Annotated in this window: 14 protein-coding genes and 1 pseudogene; all 15 read right to left on the bottom strand. The window is 64.0% G+C overall.

Annotation, left to right across the window (positions count from 1 at the left end; translation table 11 throughout):
* Positions 1 to 107: 107 nt before the first annotated feature.
* On the bottom strand, positions 108 to 869 hold the full coding sequence (locus C5F70_RS10720) for a PIG-L deacetylase family protein (protein ID WP_017846401.1): 762 nt from the start codon (positions 867 to 869) through the stop codon (positions 108 to 110).
* A 203-nt stretch (positions 870 to 1,072) separates the two neighbouring features.
* Complete coding sequence (locus C5F70_RS10715; protein ID WP_104903274.1) at positions 1,073 to 1,672, bottom strand: SAM-dependent methyltransferase; 600 nt, start codon at positions 1,670 to 1,672, stop codon at positions 1,073 to 1,075.
* Positions 1,669 to 2,427, bottom strand: coding sequence for a PIG-L deacetylase family protein (locus C5F70_RS10710; RefSeq protein WP_104903273.1), 759 nt, complete (start codon positions 2,425 to 2,427; stop codon positions 1,669 to 1,671). Before C5F70_RS10710 ends, C5F70_RS10715 begins: the two co-directional genes overlap by 4 nt.
* Positions 2,424 to 3,421 (bottom strand): annotated as a pseudogene (locus tag C5F70_RS10705) (acyl-CoA dehydrogenase). The gene C5F70_RS10710 and the pseudogene C5F70_RS10705 overlap by 4 nt, the downstream one beginning before the upstream one ends.
* A 1-nt stretch (position 3,422) precedes the next feature.
* Positions 3,423 to 5,531 (bottom strand): glycogen debranching protein GlgX, encoded by a 2,109-nt coding sequence (gene glgX, locus C5F70_RS10700; RefSeq protein WP_104903272.1) that lies wholly within the window; start codon positions 5,529 to 5,531, stop codon positions 3,423 to 3,425.
* Positions 5,532 to 5,710: 179 nt separating this feature from the next.
* A complete protein-coding gene (locus C5F70_RS10695) occupies positions 5,711 to 5,980 on the bottom strand; it encodes a DUF2934 domain-containing protein (RefSeq protein WP_017846396.1) in 270 nt (89 codons plus the stop codon).
* 23 nt (positions 5,981 to 6,003) lie between these two features.
* Positions 6,004 to 8,772, bottom strand: a complete 2,769-nt coding sequence (locus C5F70_RS10690; RefSeq protein WP_104903271.1) for a malto-oligosyltrehalose synthase — start codon at positions 8,770 to 8,772, stop codon at positions 6,004 to 6,006.
* Positions 8,769 to 10,853, bottom strand: coding sequence for a 4-alpha-glucanotransferase (gene malQ / locus C5F70_RS10685; RefSeq protein WP_046383595.1), 2,085 nt, complete (start codon positions 10,851 to 10,853; stop codon positions 8,769 to 8,771). Before malQ ends, C5F70_RS10690 begins: the two co-directional genes overlap by 4 nt.
* Positions 10,850 to 12,595, bottom strand: a complete 1,746-nt coding sequence (gene treZ, locus C5F70_RS10680; protein ID WP_026139954.1) for a malto-oligosyltrehalose trehalohydrolase — start codon at positions 12,593 to 12,595, stop codon at positions 10,850 to 10,852. Before treZ ends, malQ begins: the two co-directional genes overlap by 4 nt.
* A 19-nt stretch (positions 12,596 to 12,614) precedes the next feature.
* Positions 12,615 to 14,171: a glycogen synthase GlgA gene (gene glgA, locus C5F70_RS10675; RefSeq protein WP_371918431.1), complete on the bottom strand. Its 1,557-nt coding sequence runs from the start codon at positions 14,169 to 14,171 to the stop codon at positions 12,615 to 12,617.
* A 484-nt stretch (positions 14,172 to 14,655) separates the two neighbouring features.
* Complete coding sequence (locus C5F70_RS10670; RefSeq protein WP_017846391.1) at positions 14,656 to 15,609, bottom strand: D-2-hydroxyacid dehydrogenase family protein; 954 nt, start codon at positions 15,607 to 15,609, stop codon at positions 14,656 to 14,658.
* Positions 15,610 to 15,635: 26 nt separating this feature from the next.
* Complete coding sequence (locus C5F70_RS10665) at positions 15,636 to 16,649, bottom strand: alpha/beta fold hydrolase (protein WP_104903270.1); 1,014 nt, start codon at positions 16,647 to 16,649, stop codon at positions 15,636 to 15,638.
* A gap of 43 nt (positions 16,650 to 16,692) precedes the next feature.
* Positions 16,693 to 17,136, bottom strand: a complete 444-nt coding sequence (locus C5F70_RS10660; protein WP_104903269.1) for a YqaA family protein — start codon at positions 17,134 to 17,136, stop codon at positions 16,693 to 16,695.
* 3 nt (positions 17,137 to 17,139) lie between these two features.
* On the bottom strand, positions 17,140 to 17,586 hold the full coding sequence (locus C5F70_RS10655; RefSeq protein ID WP_017846388.1) for a DUF411 domain-containing protein: 447 nt from the start codon (positions 17,584 to 17,586) through the stop codon (positions 17,140 to 17,142).
* 107 nt (positions 17,587 to 17,693) lie between these two features.
* A complete protein-coding gene (locus C5F70_RS10650; RefSeq protein ID WP_104903268.1) occupies positions 17,694 to 18,947 on the bottom strand; it encodes a ferric reductase-like transmembrane domain-containing protein in 1,254 nt (417 codons plus the stop codon).
* Between the last annotated feature and the right edge of the window lie 27 nt (positions 18,948 to 18,974).

The following is an 18,974-nucleotide window of genomic DNA, read 5'->3' as shown; positions in this document are numbered from 1 at the left end:
GCATGGCTTTCTCGACTGCGCCTTAAGCAGTGCAGGTTTTTTGCACCTTAGTCGCACATCAAACGGGCCGCCACTGTCAGAAATAACAGGTATAGACGAGTGGGCTTCTAGACGAACACGATCTCATAGGGCTCGCGCATCCGCTCCAGCAACACCTGGGCGAGCATCGGCGCGAGGCCGATCTCCGGGTCTCCGGCCAGTTGGCTGGCATAGGCATGGGCCGCATGCAGCTTGCGCGCCACGCTCCAGGTGTCGAGGCGCACCTTGCGCGCACGCTGCCAGGGGATCATCGAACCTTCGCGCGCCGTCCAATGCCAGGCCCAGATCGGCAGCTCATACAGACGTGCCCCGACCAGGCTGCATGCCTTGGCGCTGGCACGGCCGACGGCGTCGTGGTCGGCGTTGCCGTCGTTGCGCCAGGTGCTGAAGACCACATCGCCGGGCTGTAGATATCGGGCGATGAGTTGGCTCATGGGGTGTTCGCTGGCGGCCAGCGCGTCATCGCGAAAGCCGCCGCGAATCCACTTCAGGCTGTGCAGCGGCATGCCCAGCCGGCGCAGCGCTTCGACGCTTTCCTGGGGCCGCACCACGCTCAAGCGCCTCGCCGGCCAGACATTCGAGCCGGGGTGGCTGGCGCTGCCGTCGGTGATGGAAATCAACAGCATCGGGTGTTCGAGGGTGCTCAGCCGTTGCAGCAAACCGCCACAGGCCAACACTTCATCGCCGGGGTGGGGCGCGATGATGACCACCCGCGCACCCGCAGGCACCAGCGAGTGAGGATGAATGGCGGGGATTTGCGCCAACTGCGGGGCACTGTTCCAGATCTGCGCTGGACCGCGGCGGCTTTCGCTGAGGGAGGCGGGTTTCATGGCGGGCACGTCCTTGTCAATTGATGCTGGGTCGTAGCCCGTGGACGGGACGACGCTCTTTTTAGTCGCCGCAGGCTCCGCTGCAGCGATTGCTCGGCATTTCAATCCTGGATTGCCAGCAAGGCGTCCTCAGCATAGACAAGGATTCGCTGCTTTCACATCTTGTAACTTCGATTTTTTTTAACGGGCCCGTTTCAGGCCGCTCAACGCAGGCCCTCATGGGTGGCGACCGACGTACCGTCGCGGCTCCAGAGGTCGAGCAGGAAGTCACTGTCGTGGTGCCGCGCAACACACGGCATGGCCAGCCGTTGCTCGAGCAGCGCGTGCACTTGGGCGGCGGTTTGCGGGCAGCCGTCGATCGGCGCGCGCCAGTGACAGGCCAGCAGTTGACCGTCGTCGCTCAGCGCGGCGAGGGCGCAGTCGATCAGGCGGGTGAGGTCATCGGCGTCGAGGTAGTAACACAGCTCGCTCAGCACGATCAGGTCGAAGCGGCCGTCAGGCCACTGTGCGGGCAGGCGACGCTGCTGCACCTGGGCATGGGGAAATCCCATCAGACGTGTCTTGGCCAGGGCCACTGCCGCGGCCGCGGTATCGCAGCACACCAGGCGGTCACAACGCGGCGCCAGTTCGACGCTCAGTTCACCATTGGCGCAGCCGGGCTCAAAAATCGCGGCGTAACGCGGGCGGGTCAACAGCGCCAAGGTCAGCGCGCGCTTGCGCCGCTCGTACCAGCGTTGACGGAAGGCCCAGGGGTCATCGTTGTCGGCGAACAGCCGATCAAAATACGGTGTCGCCACGCTCATACAAACACCACTTCAAAAGGCTGCAGCAAACGCTCGACGACATACGGTGCCAGCACCGGCGGCAAGCCGATCTGCGGATCGCCCTCCAATTGGCTGGCGAACGCGTGGATGGCATGGCGCTTGCGCGCGACGACTTGGCAACTCAGCGGGAGTTTGCGCGCGCGATGCCACGGTACCTGGCTGTCTTCCGGGGTTGCCCAGTGCCAGGTCCACACGGGCAACTCGTACAGGGTCGCGCCGACCGCCAGTGCGGCACTGGCGCTGGCGTGGCCGACGGCTTCATGGTCGCAGTGGCCGTCTTCGCGCCAGGTGGTGAACACCACGTCCCTGGGTTTGAGGTGGCGCTCAATAAACGCGGCCAACTGCGCTTCGCGGGCGGCGACCTGGCTGTCGGTAAACCCGGCGCGCAGCCACTTCAACCGGTGCAGCGGCAAGCCCAGGCGGTGCAAGGCCTGGGCCGACTCCTGCGGGCGCACCACGCTGAGGCGCTCCACCGACCAGCGCCGCGAACCGGGGTGACTGGCGCTGCCATCGGTGACAGAGATCAACTGGATCGCCCGACCGAGTGCGGCCAAGCCTTGCAACAGGCCGCCGCAGCCCAGCACTTCATCGTCCGGGTGCGGTGCGATGATCACTGCGCGATGCCCTTCGGGTACCAACTGTTCGACGCTGATCGGCGCCAGTTCGGCCATGTGGGACGAGGTCTGCCACTGATGCAGCGACGTGCCCTGGCCCACGATCGGATTGGCTTTCATAACTGCCACCTCCCAGGTGGCTCGGCGGCAACCTGTTCACCGAGGGCGGCCAGGTCACGCTCGGCATGGCTTTGACGTACATACACCGGCAGGTCCGCCATCAGTTGGGCAAAGTGCGGATCTTTGCAAAAAGGCCCCGCACCGGCGGCGCGACCGACGTGGCGCATGACCTGTTCAACCGTGTCTTCGAGAGACGCGCGTACCTGTTGGGCCAGTTGCCTGGCATCGGCCAGCGGGGCGCGGTCGATCTGCCGCGCACTGGCGCGCAGCACGCAGGCGGCACTGTTCAAGGCGCTGTCGACCGCGCCGAGGTGGGCCAGGGCATGCGGTTCCGCACGCCTGTTGCACTGCTCGCGCAGCACTTCAGCCAGGCGTTGCGCCGCGCCATACCAGCACGCTGCGATACCGACGGCGCCTTGCCAGAAGCCGGGGCGGGCGAGGTAGTCGCCGGGCCTGCCGATGGCAATCCCGCTGGCCGCCTCGAACAGGACGTCGACACTGCCGGTGGCCGCCATGCCTACCGCCTGCCACCCCTCATCGGTCACGCAGATGCCGGGCTGGCCCATCTCCACTGCGACCAATTGCTGGCGATCCTCCTCGTCCCAGGCCGTCAACAACCCATGGCTGACCACCGCCGCCCCGAACACCAGGCTTTACGCCCCTGCAGCACCAGACGATGGCCGTTGCGCCGCGCCCGCACCCTGGCCGTCGGCGGTTCTGCCGCCCACATGCCCCAGAGGCTGCCCTCCGGCGGCAAGGGGCTGCGCAGCTCGGCAATGATCGCCAAGGCATCGGTGTGACCTTCGAACAACTTGCACAAGCGCAGGTCGTGTCCGGCGACCTGGGCCAAGCGGCTGAACCGTTCGAGGGTCTGGCCGCTGCCGGGGAGCGGCAGGCGGTCCAGCCCCTCGGCCTGCAGCGCCTTCAAGGCCGCGCCCAGGGCCTGCGTGTCCGCATAGCCTTGGTAGCCTTGAAGGAATCCATGCAGGCCCATGTCACACCTCTTCGTCGTGCTGCAGTTCAAACAGCAGCAGCGAGCGTCCGGTGACCGCGTACTCATGGTGGAAATCAAAGCGTTCCTGCCCGCGTATCGTCGTGTCATGGGTGTCGAGCATGCAGGTCCAGAACTGGCCTTCCGGCACGGGGGGCAGGCGGAAATTGACCAAGTCGTGATGGGCGTTGACCACCAGCAACAACGTGGCATCGCCACCCGGACGGCGAATCCCGGTCTCCTGGGCGCGGCCATCCATCAGCATGCCCAGGCAACGGCCGTGACTGTCTTCCCACTGTTCGGTGCTCATCTCGTTGCCATCCGGCGCGAGCCAGGTGACGTCCTTCACGCCGATGTCTTCGTTGTAGTCGCCCACCAGGAAGCGGCCACGGCGCAGGATCGGGTACGTCATGCGCAGTTTGATCACGCGCTTGACGAACTTGAGCAGCGCCTTGCCGTCATCGTCCAGCTCCCAGTTGACCCAGCCGATCTCGCTGTCCTGGCAGTAGGCGTTGTTGTTGCCGTGCTGGGTGCGCGCGAACTCATCCCCGGCCACCAGCATCGGCGTACCTTGGGCGAGCAGCAGGGTGGCGAAGAAGTTGCGCATCTGGCGCAGGCGCAGGGCGTTGATTTCCGGGTCGTCGGTGGGGCCTTCGACGCCATGGTTCCAGGACAGGTTGTTGTTGCTGCCGTCCTGATTGTTTTCGTCGTTGGCTTCGTTGTGCTTGTCGTTGTACGACACCAGGTCATGCAGGGTGAAACCGTCGTGTGCGGTGATGAAGTTCACCGAGCTGTAAGGCCGGCGGCCACGGTGGTTGAACATCTCGCCGGATGCGGTCATGCGCCCGGCGAAGTCCGCCAGCTGGCCGTCATCGCCTTTCCAGAAGGCGCGCACGGTGTCGCGGAAGCGGTCGTTCCATTCCACCCAGCCCGGCGGGAAGTTGCCCACCTGATAGCCTCCGGGGCCGCAGTCCCAGGGTTCGGCGATGAGTTTCAACTGGCGCAGCACCGGGTCTTGACGGCAGGCGACGAGGAAACTGTGGCGCTCGTCGAACCCGTCACGATAACGGCCGAGGATGGTCGCCAGGTCGAAGCGGAAACCGTCGACGTGCATCTCGGTGGCCCAGTAACGCAGGGAGTCAGTGACCATCTGCAGCACGCACGGGTGGCTCAGGTCGAGGGTGTTGCCGGTGCCGGAATCATTGATATAGAAGCGCTTGTCGTCCGGCATCAGGCGGTAGTAGGAAGCGTTGTCGATGCCGCGCATGGACAGGGTCGGGCCGCGCTCGTTGCCTTCGGCGGTGTGGTTGTAGACCACGTCGAGAATCACTTCCAGCTTGGCTTCGTGCAGGTGCGCGACCATCTCCTTGAACTCGGCGATCTTGCCGCTGGCCAGGTAGCGCGGATCCGGGGCGAAGAAGGCGATGCTGTTGTAGCCCCAGTAGTTGGTCATGCCTTTTTCCAGCAAATGCTGGTCGTTGACAAAGGCGTGTACCGGCAACAGTTCCACGGAAGAAATACCCAACTGGCGGATGTGCTTGAGCAGATCGTCTTCCATCAGCCCGGCGCAGGTGCCGCGCACGGCCTCGCCGACCGAGGGGTGACGCATGCTGATGCCGCGCAGGTGGGTTTCATAAATGATCGTGCGGTCCCATGGCACGCGCACCGGTTGGTCGTCGCCCCAGGTGTGCGCCGGGTCGATGACCTTGCACTTGGGCACGAAGGGCGCACTGTCGCGTTTGTCGAAACTGAGGTCGTCGTCGGGGTGGCCGATGGTGTAGCCAAACAGCGCCTCGGACCATTTGAGCTCGCCCACCAGCTGTTTGGCGTAGGGGTCGATCAGCAATTTGTGGTGGTTGAAACGGTGGCCGTTGGCCGGGTCATACGCGCCGTACACACGGTAGCCGTAAATCAGCCCGGGGTGGGCGTCGGGCAAGTAGCCGTGGAAGATTTCATCGGTGTATTCGGGAAGTTCAATACGTTCCAGCTCGACCACGCCGGCGTCGTCGAACAGGCACAACTCGACTTTGGTGGCGTTGGCCGAGAACAGGGCAAAGTTGACACCCAGGCCGTCCCAGGTCGCCCCCAGGGGGAAGGGCAAACCTTCGCGAATCCGCGATGGTTCGTGGGCCGGGGGGCCTGTTTTTTATCGGCTTTGCTCATTGTGTTGCTCCTGCATGGGTCTTTTTTCGGGCCGAACGTAGCCCTGCTGACGAGGGGGCAGCTAACAATCGGGCAAGTGGCTGACCTCCGGCCGGGGGTGCCGGCCGGAGGTTCATGACGGCACAGGGCTTACGGCTTGGGCTTTTTTGTGGCCGCCGGCTTTTTAGCCGCCGGCGTGGCCGGTTTGCCTGCGGCCGCTGCCGGCGGCTTGGCTTTTGCTGCCGGCTTGGGCGCGGTTTTCGGTTTGGCGGCGGGTTTGGGCTTGCTGGGTGTCAGTGCTTCGGCTTCTGCCAACTTGCGGGCCATTTCCCAATGGCGCGCATCCTGACCTTGCGGCTTGCCCTCCGATTCCCAGATCTGATACGCGAATTCGCGAACACGTTTGTCTTCAGTACTCATCACAATGTTCCTCGCAGAAAATTTCAGCTTGATTGATCATCAGGATCGATAAAGACGTTGACCGGGAAATCCCCCAGCGCAGTGCTGATCAACAGCTCCTTGTCTGGTGTGACTGCGCGTGTATGAAAAAGTCCCTTCCAGTTTTCGGTTGGCGCGGCGAACGGTAATTTCACTCGGGTATCGCCCCAAACCCGCGCATTGACCTGGGGATGCACACCGTTTTCCAGCAGGCGATAGGGCCAGCGCGGCACCACCACCAGTGCGCGTTTGCCCTGGTATTCGCGGCAGAACGCGACCACGTGCTCGGCGTGTCGACCGACCACGTCCAGGGGCGTGTAGCTGCCCCGATGGAACAGTTCAGGATGGGCCTTGCGCAAGGCCAGCACCTGGGCGATCAAGGCTTGTTTGATACGCCCGTCCCGCCAGTTGAACAACAGCTTGCCGATGTCCGGTGGGGTATCCAGCGCGTGCTGCCGTGCGTTGAAATCCACCGGGCGGCGGTTGTCCGGGTCGACCAGGCTGAAGTCCCAGAACTCATTGCCCTGGTACAGGTCCGGCACACCCGGCACTGTGACTCGAAGCAAGGATTGCGCCAGCCCATTGAGCGCGCCAGCGGGGGCAATCGCTTGGGCGGCGGCGCCGATGGCGGTGCGCAGTGCGCGGCCTGCGTCGCTGAGCAGCAGGCGCGTGAGAAACGTTTCCACGCCCTGTTCGTAAGCCTCGTTGGGCGCGCTCCAACTGCTCTGCAACTTGGCTTCGCGCAGGGCCTTTTGTTGCCATTGCCAGAGGCGTTGTTGATAGGCTTCGAGTGCTGGCCGGTCGTCCAGGTGCAGGTCCAGCGGCCAACTGCCGAGCAGTACCTGATAGAGGATCAACTCATCGCCTGCCGATGGGCAACTGGCGTCGTTGCGCAGCGGCGCGGCGAGGCGGCGCCAATGCGTCACCTGTTCGGCATACCACCCTGCGCACTCACTCAACACGGCGAGGCGGGCGCGGCTGTCTTCACCGCGTTTGTGGTCGTGGGTGGCGGTGGCCAGCAGGTTATCGGGGAACGCCTGCAAGCGCTGCTGATTGGCCGCGTGAAAATCGGCCAGCGGTGCGCTGAACTGTTCGGTACTGAAGCCCACGTCGTTGCGCGACAGCAACACCGCCGAGCGATAGAACGCGGTGTCTTCCACGGCTTTGGCGGCGGCCGGCGAGGTCAATTGCTGGAAGCGCACGCAGGCGTGCTTGAGCAGCTTGCGCTCGCGGCCGAGCGGGCGATTGCGCCACGGCTGGCCGCCCAACCATTTTTCCAGGTTGTCCAGCACCGGCCAGTCGCCTTCGCTCAAGGTGCTGCGCGCGCCCGCCAGGGCTTGCAGGAAAAACGTGTCGTCGCGTTCGCTGCGGCCACAGGCGCTGATGTAGGTGCGGTACACCGGGAAATGCACGATCAGTTCCTGCAGGGCGCGGCGGATCGCGCCGAGGGTCAGGTCGCGGCTCATCACGTCGTCGCGGGCCACTTGCAGCAGGGCCTGGGCCACGCTTTCGAAGTCGCCGGCAAGAGAACCGTTGAGGATCTGCCGGCGCGCCAGCCAGGCTTCTTCGATAAAGGCCGACGGCCGTTCGCTGTGCCGGGTCCACAGCTCGGCCAGCGTTGCGAAGCCTTGCGGGCGGTGTTGCAGCAGCGACAGTTGGTTCATGAATTCGTAGCCGGTGGTGCCGTCCACCTGCCAGTCCTCGCGCAGGGTTTCGCCTTCGCCGAGGATTTTTTCGACGAAAATCGGCAGGTGACGCTCGGGCGACAGCGTATCGACCCGCCGCCGCAGCTTGCGGCAATACCCGCGTGGGTCGGCCAGCCCGTCGATATGGTCGATGCGCAGGCCATCGACCAGCCCCTGGCTGATCAACTCGAAGATCTTGCCGTGGGTGGCTTCGAACACGGCGCTGCGTTCTACGCGCAGGCCGCCCAGATCGTTGACATCGAAGAAGCGCCGCCAGTTGATATCGTCCGCCGCGGTGCGCCAACTGGCCAGGCGATAGGCCTGTTGCTCCAACAGCCCGTGCAGGCGCTGGAACCCTTCGGGCTGGCGTGCGTCGAAGGTGCCCAGCCGCTGTTCGATGGCCTGCCGCACGGCGTTGTCGGTGGCGCGTTCGGCCAGGGCTTGTTTGAGCCAGGCCGCTTCGGCGTAGGCATCGCTCTGGTAGGCGAGGGTGCTGAAGCGGTCGGCGAGGGGCTTGAGCAGTTCATCGGCGCCCAGAATCGTCGCGTAATCTTGTGGGCAGATCGGGAAGCGGTGTTCGTAGTGCTCGACGGAAAAACTGCCGTGCGCGGCGTCGAAGTGCAGGGTCAACGTGCCGGCTTGCAGGGCTTCGCCGTAGTCGCAGCCGAGGAACGGCATGAGCAATTGGCCCTTGAGCAGCGGGTCGGGCGAGTGCCATTGAATGTCGAAGAATTCGCAGTAGGGACTCAACCGGCCCCATTCCAGCAGGTCGAGCCACCAGGGGTTGTCGGCGCCGCCCACGGCCATGTGGTTGGATACGATATCGAGGATCAGCCCCATGTCGTGTTCGCGCAGGGCGGCCACCAGGCGGCGCAACGCGGCTTCGCCGCCCAGCTCCGGGTTGACGGTGGTGGGGTCGACCACGTCATAGCCATGCATGGAACCTGCGCGGGCACTGAGTAGCGGTGAGGCATACAGATGGCTGATGCCCAGCCGGGCAAAGTACGGCACCAGAGCCACCGCGTCATCGAGGGTGAACCCTTTATGAAACTGCAGGCGCTGGGTAGCGCGCAGGGGCAGAGCCTTCATCGGTCACGCTCATGGGCTTGATTGCGCGCCACCGCCAGCAGTTCCAGGCGGCGCGCGGCCCCCGCGTTGTCGAGCAGGCTCGCCGCCTCACCCGGCAGGCGGCGGCGCCAATTGGGGTGGGTGTCGACGGTGCCGGGCAGGTTGGCTTGTTCTTCGAGGCCCAAGGCATCTTCCAGCGGCAGCAGCACCAGCGGCGCGCGGGTGTGGCCGAGGTAGCGTACGCTGGCGTCGATCATGTGGTCGGTTTCATTGCGCACTTCATCGACGAAGTTCTGCGGGTCCTGGCTCAAGGCCTGGCGCAGTGCCTGGCGTTCGCGCAGGCGGTGCTCGCGCCATTGCTCCGTGGTGGGCGCATCGATCAGGCCGAGCTGGACGTTCCAGTCGATGTCGCGGCTGTGCCACCAGCCATTGAGGGTTGGCAGGTCGTGGGTGCTGGTGGTGGCCAGGGCGTTGTCCGGCCAGTCGAGGATCGGCTTGAATTGGCCATCATGACCCTGTTCGAACAGCAGCACGCGCATGCCCAGAATCGAGCGGCCGATGAGTTTGTCGCGCAGGCCGTCGGGCACGGTGCCGAGGTCTTCGCCGAGGACGATGGCCTGGTGGCGGTGCGATTCCAGCGCCAGCAGACGCAACAGATCGTCCACCGGGTAATACAGGTAGGCGCCGTCCTGGGGCGAGGCATCCATGGGCATCACCCACAGGCGTTGCAGGCCCATCACATGGTCGATACGCAAGCCGCCGGCATGGGCGAAATTGGCCCGCAGCATCTCGATAAACGCACGGAAGCCGTGGCGCTTGAGACCTTCCGGAGCGAAGGCGGAGATGCCCCAGCCTTGGCCGGCGCGGTTGAGAATGTCCGGCGGCGCGCCGACGGTCAGGCCGGCGAGCAATTCATCCTGGCGGCTCCAGGCCTGGCTGCCGCCACCGTCGGCGCCGACGGCCAGGTCGGCGATCAGGCCGATGCTCATGCCACTGCCTCGGGCGGCTTGTTGGGCGCGTTCCAGGCAGCGCGCGATCAGCCATTGGCCGAAGGCGTAGAAGCCGATGTCGTCGCGGTTTTCCTCGGCGAAGCGCAGGAGTGCCGGGCTTTGCGGGCTGCGCCATTGCTCTGGCCAATGGCGCCAGTCGAGGTCTTCGCCAGCGGCGGCGCGCGCGGCCTGGACCGCTTCGAAACGGCAGTGGTTCTCCAGGGCTTCACCGCCCGCTTGGCGGAAACTGAGGAAGTCGGCGTGTTGCGGGTGTTGACCGTGGCGGAAGTCGTCGTACAGGGCACGCAACAGGCGGTGTTTGGCCTTGGCTGCGGTGGGCCAGTCGATCAGGGTGTGTTGTTCGAGGGTGTGCAGCTCGTCGGCCAGACCGCAGGCCTCGATGGCATTGCGCACCTGGCGCTCACCCAGGATGCAGCCGGGTGATGCGTACAGGCTATTGAGAAACAGGCGGCTCGACGGCGAGTACGGGCTGTAGCGCTCGGGGTCGGCGCTGAACATCGCGTGCATCGGGCTGATCGCCAGCGCGTCGGCACCGCGTTCGGCGGCCGAGCGGGCCAGGTGTTCCAGCGCCAGGGTGTCGCCGAACCCGCCGTCGCCGAGGCGGCGCAGGGCGTACAACTGGGCGCTCAGGCCCCAGGCACGTGGGGTTTGACTGTCGACGGCATCGGCGACGCTGTAGCAGTGACGAGGGGCCACGGCCAGGGTGAAGGCCTGGTCGGCGATATGCACTTGGTGGTAGCCGAGGGCGATCACGCCGGGCAGTACCGCGTTGCCGTCGAGGCGTAATTCGAGGACTTCGCCCTCCTCGAGGCTGACCCGGCAGACGGTGTCGGGTGCGAAGTAGCGCGCCAGGTCCAGGCCTTCGCCGCTGTCGACGGTGAGCAAGGGCGGCAGGTGTTTGTCCTGTTGCACTTGCTCCAGGTCTCGCAGGCTGGCGTCGATCTCGGCATCGCTGTCGGCCGGATGGCCCAGGCCTTTGAGGACGGCGCGCAGGGCGTCCGGTTTGACACGTTGCGGGCGGCCGTTTGCGTCGATCCAATCGACCGCCAGGCCCGCTCGGCCGGCGAGGATTTCCAGGTTCGCTTCGCTCAAGGGTGCTCTCCAACAGGGGATAGGGTAACGCGTGCGCTGAAGGGCGCCAGGTGCGCGTGGTCATGCGCTGGCGTTTGGAACAGCACATGCTGCGCAGCGGGGTGATCCAGGGCCGTGGCACTCAGGTTCAGGTCGATCTGTAACAGGCTGCCGTTGCCCAGGCGCCAACGCGCACTGACGGCGCGGTCTGCCAGCACCTGCGCACCGAGGGCCACGCTGCCGGGCAGGTGCGGCACGATATGCTGGTGGCGCAGGCGCAGCAGGTGGCGATAGAACTCGGTGTGTTCGTTGGCGGCGAATGACGGCGCCGATTGCTCGAAGGTCGGCAGCGCGTTGGGATCGGGAATCCGCTCGCGCCGCTCGGGGTCGTGGAACGCGGCGAAATCGGCGAATTCATTGCGACGTCCTTCGCGTACCGCTTCAGCCAGTTCGCCATGGTGGTCAGTGAAAAACAGAAACGGCTCGCTGGCGTTGACTTCATCGCCCATGAATAGCAACGGGATCATCGGCGACATCAGTAGCAAGGTGGTCGCCGCCTTCAGCGCCTGGGGCGAACACAGTTGGTGCAGGCGTTCGCCGAGGGCGCGGTTGCCGATCTGGTCATGGTTCTGCAAGAACGCCACGAAGGCGGTGGGCGGCAAGCCGCTGCTGGGTTCGCCGCGTGCATGCCCGTGGCGTGTGGTGTGGCCTTGGTAGACAAAACCGTCGCTGAGGCAACGTGCGAGTTTGGCGGTAGGCGCTTGGGCAAAGTCGCTGTAGTAGGCATCGGTTTCGCCGGTCAGCAGCACATGCAATACGTTGTGGAAGTCGTCGTTCCATTGCGCATCGAAATCGTGTTTCAGCAGGCTGGCCTGGTTCAGTTCGTTTTCCAGCACCAGCCAAACATGACGACCGATGTCGACCTGCTGGCGCACCCGGTGCGCCAGTTCCCGCAGGAAACCGGGGTTGTCGATGGCGTGTACCGCGTCCAGGCGCAGGCCGTCGAAGCGGTAGTCGAGCAGCCACATCAGGGCGTTGTCCAGAAAGAAGTCCCGCACTTCACGCCGCGCAAAGTCGATGCCGGCGCCCCATGGCGTATGCACATCTTGCTGGAAGAAGTCTTTGGCGTACTGGCCCAGGTAGTTGCCATCGGGGCCGAAGTGGTTGTAGACCACGTCGAGCAAGACCGCGAGCCCGTGTTCATGGGCGCTGTCGATCAGATGCTTGAGCTGTTCGGGGCTGCCGTAGGCGGCGTGCGGCGCGTAGGGCAGCACGCCGTCGTAGCCCCAATTGCGCTCGCCGGGAAATTGCGCCAGGGGCATCAACTCAATCGCGGTAACGCCCAGTTCGGCCAGGCGTGGCAGGTGCTGCTCGACGGCTGCGAAGCCGCCCAGCGCGCCGACATGCAGCTCGTAGATCACCGCTTCATGCCAGGGGCGGCCCTGCCATGGGTGGTGTCGCCATTCATAGGCGAGCGGGTCGACCACCAGGCTCCAGCCATGCACGTCCGAGGCCTGGGCCCTGGATGCGGGATCGGGGACATCCATTTCCCCATCGATGTTGTAGCGGTAGCGCGTGCCTGCGGGGCACTTTATCTCCGTTTCGAACCAGCCATTTGCCTGGGGCAGCATGGCGACCGAGCGGCCATCTTGCAATTCAACGCTGACATAAAACGCGTCTGGCGCCCACAAGGCGAAACGCGTGTGTTGCGCGTCCAGCATGATTGCGCCGTGGGGCCAGGTTTCCAGAGTCCGTAACGGCATCTATGAAGACCTCCCTTGATTATTTAGTCGATTTCCCCAGCGCCTTGGCCACCAGTTGTTCATACAGTTCGGCATAGGGTTCGACCGCCTGGCACCAGTTGAACGGTTGGGTCATCGCCCGGCAGCGCATGGCGTTGAGCAGGCCTGGGTAGGCGAACACTTTGAACGCACGGTTCAGGGCTTCGCGGTAGCTGTCCACGGTGGACTCGTTGAACAGAAACCCGGTGACGCCGTCTTCGATGGTGTCCGCCAGGCCGCCGGTGTTGCGCGCCACCGGCAGCGAGCCGAAACGCTGCGCGTACATCTGGCTCAAGCCGCACGGTTCATAGCGCGACGGCATCAGCAGGAAGTCGCTGCCGGCAAACATGCGGCGGGCGTCGGTTTCGTTGAAGCCGATGCGTACACCGACCTGGCCCGGGAAACGCAGCGCCAGTTCGCGCATGGCCTGTTCTTCTTCCGGCTCGCCACGACCGATGATCGCGATCTGGCCGCCGTTCTCGACGATAAAGCTGGCGACCGCTTCGGTCAGGTCCAGGCCTTTTTGATAGACCAGCCGCGAGACCACGGCGAACAGCGGCCCGGTGGAGTCATGCAGGCCAAACAGGTTGCGCACGTGGGCGGCGTTGACCGCCTTGCCTTCCCAATCGCCGATATTGAAGTTGTGGGTCAGGTGCGTGTCGGTGGAGGCTTCCCAGCTTTCATCGATGCCGTTGGGAATGCCGCTGAGCAAGCCTTGCTGGGTCTTGCTGGCGAGGAAGCCGTCCAGGCCGCAGCCGAATTCCGGGGTGGTGATTTCCTGGGCGTAGGTGGCGCTCACGGTGGTGATGTGGCTGGAGTAGGCCATCCCCGCCTTGAGGAACGACATCTTGCCGTAGAACTCCATGCCTTCCTGTTGCAGCGCATGGGGCGGAATGCCCAGCTCCGGCGTGGAGGCCAGGCTAACCACGCCCTGGTATGCCAGGTTGTGGATGGTGAACAGGGTCGGTGTGCGTGACCCACGCCAGTGCATATAGGCGGGGGCCAGGCCGGCGGGCCAGTCGTGGGCATGCACCAGGTCCGGGCACCAGTGGATCTGGGCGAGGTTGGCGGCCATGTCGGCAGCGGCCAGGCCCAGGCGCGCGAAGCGGATGTGGTTGTCCGGCCAGTCGCGGCCGTTGTTGGCGCCATAGGGCGTGCCTTCGCGCTCGTACAGTTCGGGGCAGATCAGTACGTAGATAACCAGGCCATCCTTGAGGTCCATGCGCCCGATCTTGCATGGCGGCAGCGCGGCGTGGCCACCCAGTTCGCCGATGATATGGATCGGGTTGTCGCTTTCCATCACCTGCGGGTAACCGGGGATCAGCACGCGCACATCGTGCAAGTGCCCCATGGCGCGGGGCAGGGCGGCGGAAACGTCGCCTAGGCCGCCGGTCTTGACCAGGTCGGCAAATTCGGAAGTGACGAACAAGACTTTCTTTCGATTGGGGTTATGACTCACGACCGGCCGCACAGCATTGGGCAGATCGACCAACGATGTTGGCCCCCCTGCCGATTTACTAAAACGCTCTCCCTGAGTTTCTACAGCAGCGGCACTGATCATAGTTCTCTCCCACATGTTGGTTGGCTGGTGGCCCGCTGCCACTAGCTCCGAAGACCGCTTCCTGCGGCCAGACGCACAAGCGCTATACAAACTGGCAAGGCTTGTGCCAGTTGCACGGTTAGCTGAAATAGATTGGATGGACGGGCATTCGGTCTGAACCGCTTATGCACGCCTTACCCTAAACCTGACCTACGGCAGAGTTTGAAAGTTTCGATTTTTTGCGGGGCTTTTGTTTTTGAACGGACCCATCGAGCTTGAGTCTAGGACAAATCCTAAAGACTGTAGGGTTTATGTGGAAATTTTGTAGGACAAAAAAACTTGTAACGATATGCGACGTTGGAACACGGTGTGGGCGCCTGGCGATCCGCGGACAGTGCGTAGCGAGGGCGCTCGGTCCGGTTGGTGGGCTGGCGCCCCGCTTCAGGGGCGTTTCGGGAGCAGGTGCCTCGTCACCGCAGTGCGCGTGCGCTGAATTGGTGCGTCAGCCGAGCACGCGAATGGGCGTGCCCGCGGCCCAAGCCTGGATATCGGCAATCATCTGCTGATAGAACTGCCGGTAATTCTGCTCGCTGACATACCCGACGTGGGGAGTGGCCAGCACGTTAGGCAAACGGCGCAACGGATGATCGACCGGCAGTGGCTCCTCGGCATACACATCCAGCGCGGCTCCCGCCAGGCGGCCGTTGCTCAAGGCCTCCAGCAGCGCCGGTTCGTCTACGATCGGCCCGCGTGCCGTATTGACCAGGCGTGCCGTCGGCTTCATCCAGCCGAGCGCCTCGGCATCCACCAGCCCACGGCTACGCTCGCTGAGGACCAGGTGGATGGTGAGAATATCGGCCTGTGCGAACAAGTCGCGCTTGCTGACCCACGTCACCCCGGATTCCGCCGCGCGTTGCGGTGTAAGGTTTTCACTCCAGGCAATCACCCGCATCCCGAACACCTGGGCAAATTGCGCGACCTTCTGGCCAATGCTGCCCAGCCCCAGGATCCCCAGGGTCTGGCCATGCAGGTCGCCGCCCAGGCCCACCTGCCAGTGACCGGCGCGCAGGGAATTGGCTTCGGCCAGCAGGTTGCGCGTGGACGCCATGATCAACGCCCACGTCAGCTCCGGTGCCGCGTGTTTATAGCTGTCGGTGCCGCACACCTGGATACCCAGGGCTTTGGCGGCGGCAAGGTCGATGGCGGCGTTGCGCATGCCACCGGTCACCAGCAGCTTGAGGTTGGGCAGGCCTTGCAGCAACGGGCTATCGAAGGTCGAACGTTCGCGCATCACGCAGATCACGTCGAAGCCTTTCAGGCGCTCGACCATTGTGGCGGTGTCCGCCGGGTAATCATGCAGAAAATGCACCTGGCCGAGCGCCGCCAGGGCTGACCAGTCCACCACATCACGGGCGACGTCCTGCCAATCATCAATGACTGCAATCTGTAGCGACATACGCGGGCGCCTCTTATAACGTTGGATTAAAGGTGGTCGAGCCCCTGCAGCAAGGCCTTGTGGAACTGCGCCGGTTCTTCCATCTGCGGTGCGTGGCCCAGGCCGGGGAATTCCACCAGGGTGGCGCGGGGGATCAACTTGGCTACCTGTTTGCCCAGCACCGCGTAGTGCCCGATCTTTGCCTTTACCGCCGGCGGCGCGAGGTCTTTGCCGATGGCGGTGGTGTCGCTGGTGCCGATCAGCAACAGCGTGGGCACCTGCAGGTCCTTGAACTCGTAGTACACCGGCTGGGTGAAGATCATGTCGTAAATCAGCGCCGAGTTCCATGCCACCTGGGTGTGGCCGGGGCCTTTGTTCATGCCGGCGAGCATCTGTACCCAGCGCTCATATTCGGGCTTCCAGTGGCCGGCGTAGTAGGTGTCGCGCTCGTAGTTGCGGATGCCGTCGGCGCTCACCTGCAATTCGCGTTCGTACCATTGGTCGACGCTGCGATAAGGCACGCCGAGGGCTTTCCAGTCTTCCAGGCCGATCGGGTTGACCAGCGCCAGTTGCTCGGTTTGCTCTGGGTACAGCAGCGCGTATCGGGTGGCGAGCATGCCGCCGGTGGAGTGGCCGAGCAGGGTGACCTTCTGAATGCCGAGTTTTTCCAGCAGTTGGTGGGTATTGATCGCCAGTTGCTGGAAGCTGTACTGGTAGCTGTCGGGCTTGCTCGAGGTGCAGAAGCCGATCTGGTCGGGTGCGATCACGCGGTAACCGGCGTCGCTCAGCGCCTTGATCGAACCCTCCCATGTGGCGCCGCAGAAGTTCTTGCCGTGCAGCAGCACCACGCTGCGACCGTTGGCGGTGCCGCTGGCCGGGATGTCCATGTAGCCCATGTGCAGGGATTTGCCCTGGGACTGAAAACGGAACTGTTGAACCGGATAAGGGTATTGGAAACCCTGCAGTTCAGGCCCGTAGCTGGGGCCTTCGGTGGTGGCGAATGCGGGCGCTGCGCCGGCGGCGAGCAGGCCGGCAAGGCAAAAGGTGCGCAGTAGAGGCATGACGGGGCTCCGAGTGGGGAGCTCGGATGCTGTTTGCAGGCGATTAAGTGGGGATTAACACCCAGTGCAGGGGCAGCGCGGCCAGCACGCCATACCGCACGCCCTTGGCCAGGGTCACCAGCAGCAAAAAACGCCACAGCGGTTCGCGCATCACCCCGGCGATCAAGGTCAGCGGGTCGCCAATGATCGGCACCCAACTGAGCAATAACGTCCAATGCCCCCAGCGTTCGTAGTGGCGGCGCGCCTTGTCCAGTTGCCGGGCGTTGACCGGAAACCAGCGGCGCGCCTTGAAGTGCTCGATCGAGCGCCCCAGCAGCCAATTGACCAGCGAGCCGAGCACGTTGCCCAGCGTCGCAATGCCCAGCAGCCACCACAGGCTGTAATGCCCGCTGAGCAGCAGGCCCACCAGCACGGCTTCCGATTGCAAGGGCAGGAGGGTGGCGGCGCCGAATGCCGCAAAAAACAGCCCCAGGTAACCCGTCAGCATCGATCAGTGTGCCGGGTAGTCGGCCACCACCACATCTTTACCGTCGCGGGTCAGGCCGATGACTTGGTAGGCGTCGCCGTGGCCGTCCATTTCCATGCCGGGCGAACCCATGGGCATGCCCGGCGCGGCGATACCGAGCAGATCATCGCGCTTGCGCAGCGCCAACACGTGCTCGGCGGGTACGTGACCTTCGACGAACTTGCCGTCGATCACGGCGGTATGGCACGAGCCCAGGCGCGGCGCGACGCCGAGGCGTTGTTTGACCGCGCTCATATCGGTCTCAACGTGATCATTGACCTTGAAACCGTGGCTTTCCAGATGGCGGATCCATTGTTTGCAGCAGCCGCAGTTGGCGTCGCGGTGTACGTCGATGGGGATCAGCTCGGCCGCCTGGGCCAGGCCGGTGGTCAACAGGGCTGAAAGCAGGGCCAGTCGCAATGGGGTTTTCATGGGGCGTCTCGCAAGTCAGAGAAGGTTGTGGGATGGGCGCTATCATGCCAGTTTACGTCCACCGCCAAACCCCCTTCAGGTGCTGGGTTGACCTGCGTCCTGTGGTTTCAGCGAAACTCGAACCGTTCGCTGTGCAGGTTGGCCGGTGGAATCCGGTGGGCGTTCATCAGCTCGCGAACCTTGACCAGCAAGCCTTTGGGGCCGCAGAAGCTGATATGCACTTTGTCAGGGTCGGTCTCGGCCACGGCTTGGCGCAGGGTGTCGGCCAAGCGTTCGAGGCCGCCGGCATTACTGACGAATTGCGCACCCCGTAAGCGGGCCATGGTCTGCACCTGTTCGGCCGGCGGGAAGGCGCGCGCGGGCGTGAAGCAATAGACCAGCGTGGCTTTGTCGAAGTCTTTGGCGGCAGGGTCTTGCAGCCAGGAAATAAACGGCGAAATGCCCACGCCGGCGCCGATCCAGATTTCCCGTTCGGCCTGCACAGCACGCTTGAAGCGCCCATAAGGCGCATACAGATCGGCGCGCATGCCGACCTTGGCGCAGTCTGCCAGGGCGTTGGTGTAATCCCCCAACTCTCTGATCATGAACGCAATCTGCCCGTTCTCACGGTTGGCGCTGGCGATCGTGAAGGGGTGCGGCTCGCGCAACCCTTTGACCTGCATGGCCAGGAACGCGAATTGCCCGGCCTTGAAGTCAAACCCGTTGTGAATCGGCGCCAGTGTCAAATGCAACGCACCGTTGGCACGGTTGACGGCCGTCACCCGGTATTCGCCGGCACGCCCAACCCAGGGGTAAAGCACCAGTTTATAGAGGGCTCCGATGACGCCCAGGCTGCAGCACAAGGTTAACCAGACGCCCGATGGCGCGGTCAGAGTGATTGGCGATTTGAAACTCAGCCCGTGCAGGATCACGATCAGGAACAGCGGGCCAGACAATTTGTGCCACCAGCGCCAGACGTTGTAAGGAATGTTGCGGTTCAACGCCAACAGCACGATCAGGCCCAGCGCCACGTAGCTCAGTTGACGGACGAGGCGCGTCCAGTATTTGGGCAGCTCGAGGATGGGCACGCTGTTCCACACATCCAGGTTAGCTTTGAACACAAAGTGATACGTGGCGAACACCAGCGCCCAGATGCCCAACCACTTGTGTACTTCATAGACGCGATCCAGGCCGCCAAACACGTTCTCCACCACCGACCAGCGACTGGCCAGTACACAGGACGCCGCCATGTACACCAGCGCGCAAGTGCCGAGCAGCAAACTGAGGGTCGCTGAGGTCAGCCACGTCTTGACCGGTATATCCATGAGTAACGTCAACGTCGTGATCAGGAAGAGGACGACGAGGCAGTGACGGGTTTTCAACGGGTGCTCCTAGGGTTTCTTCGGGGG

The organism is Pseudomonas sp. LH1G9 (genome assembly GCF_002949975.1).
GTDB lineage: Bacteria > Pseudomonadota > Gammaproteobacteria > Pseudomonadales > Pseudomonadaceae > Aquipseudomonas > Aquipseudomonas veronii.
Note: the sequence above shows the minus strand (reverse complement) of the source record. Positions and strands in the feature narration are given on the sequence as shown.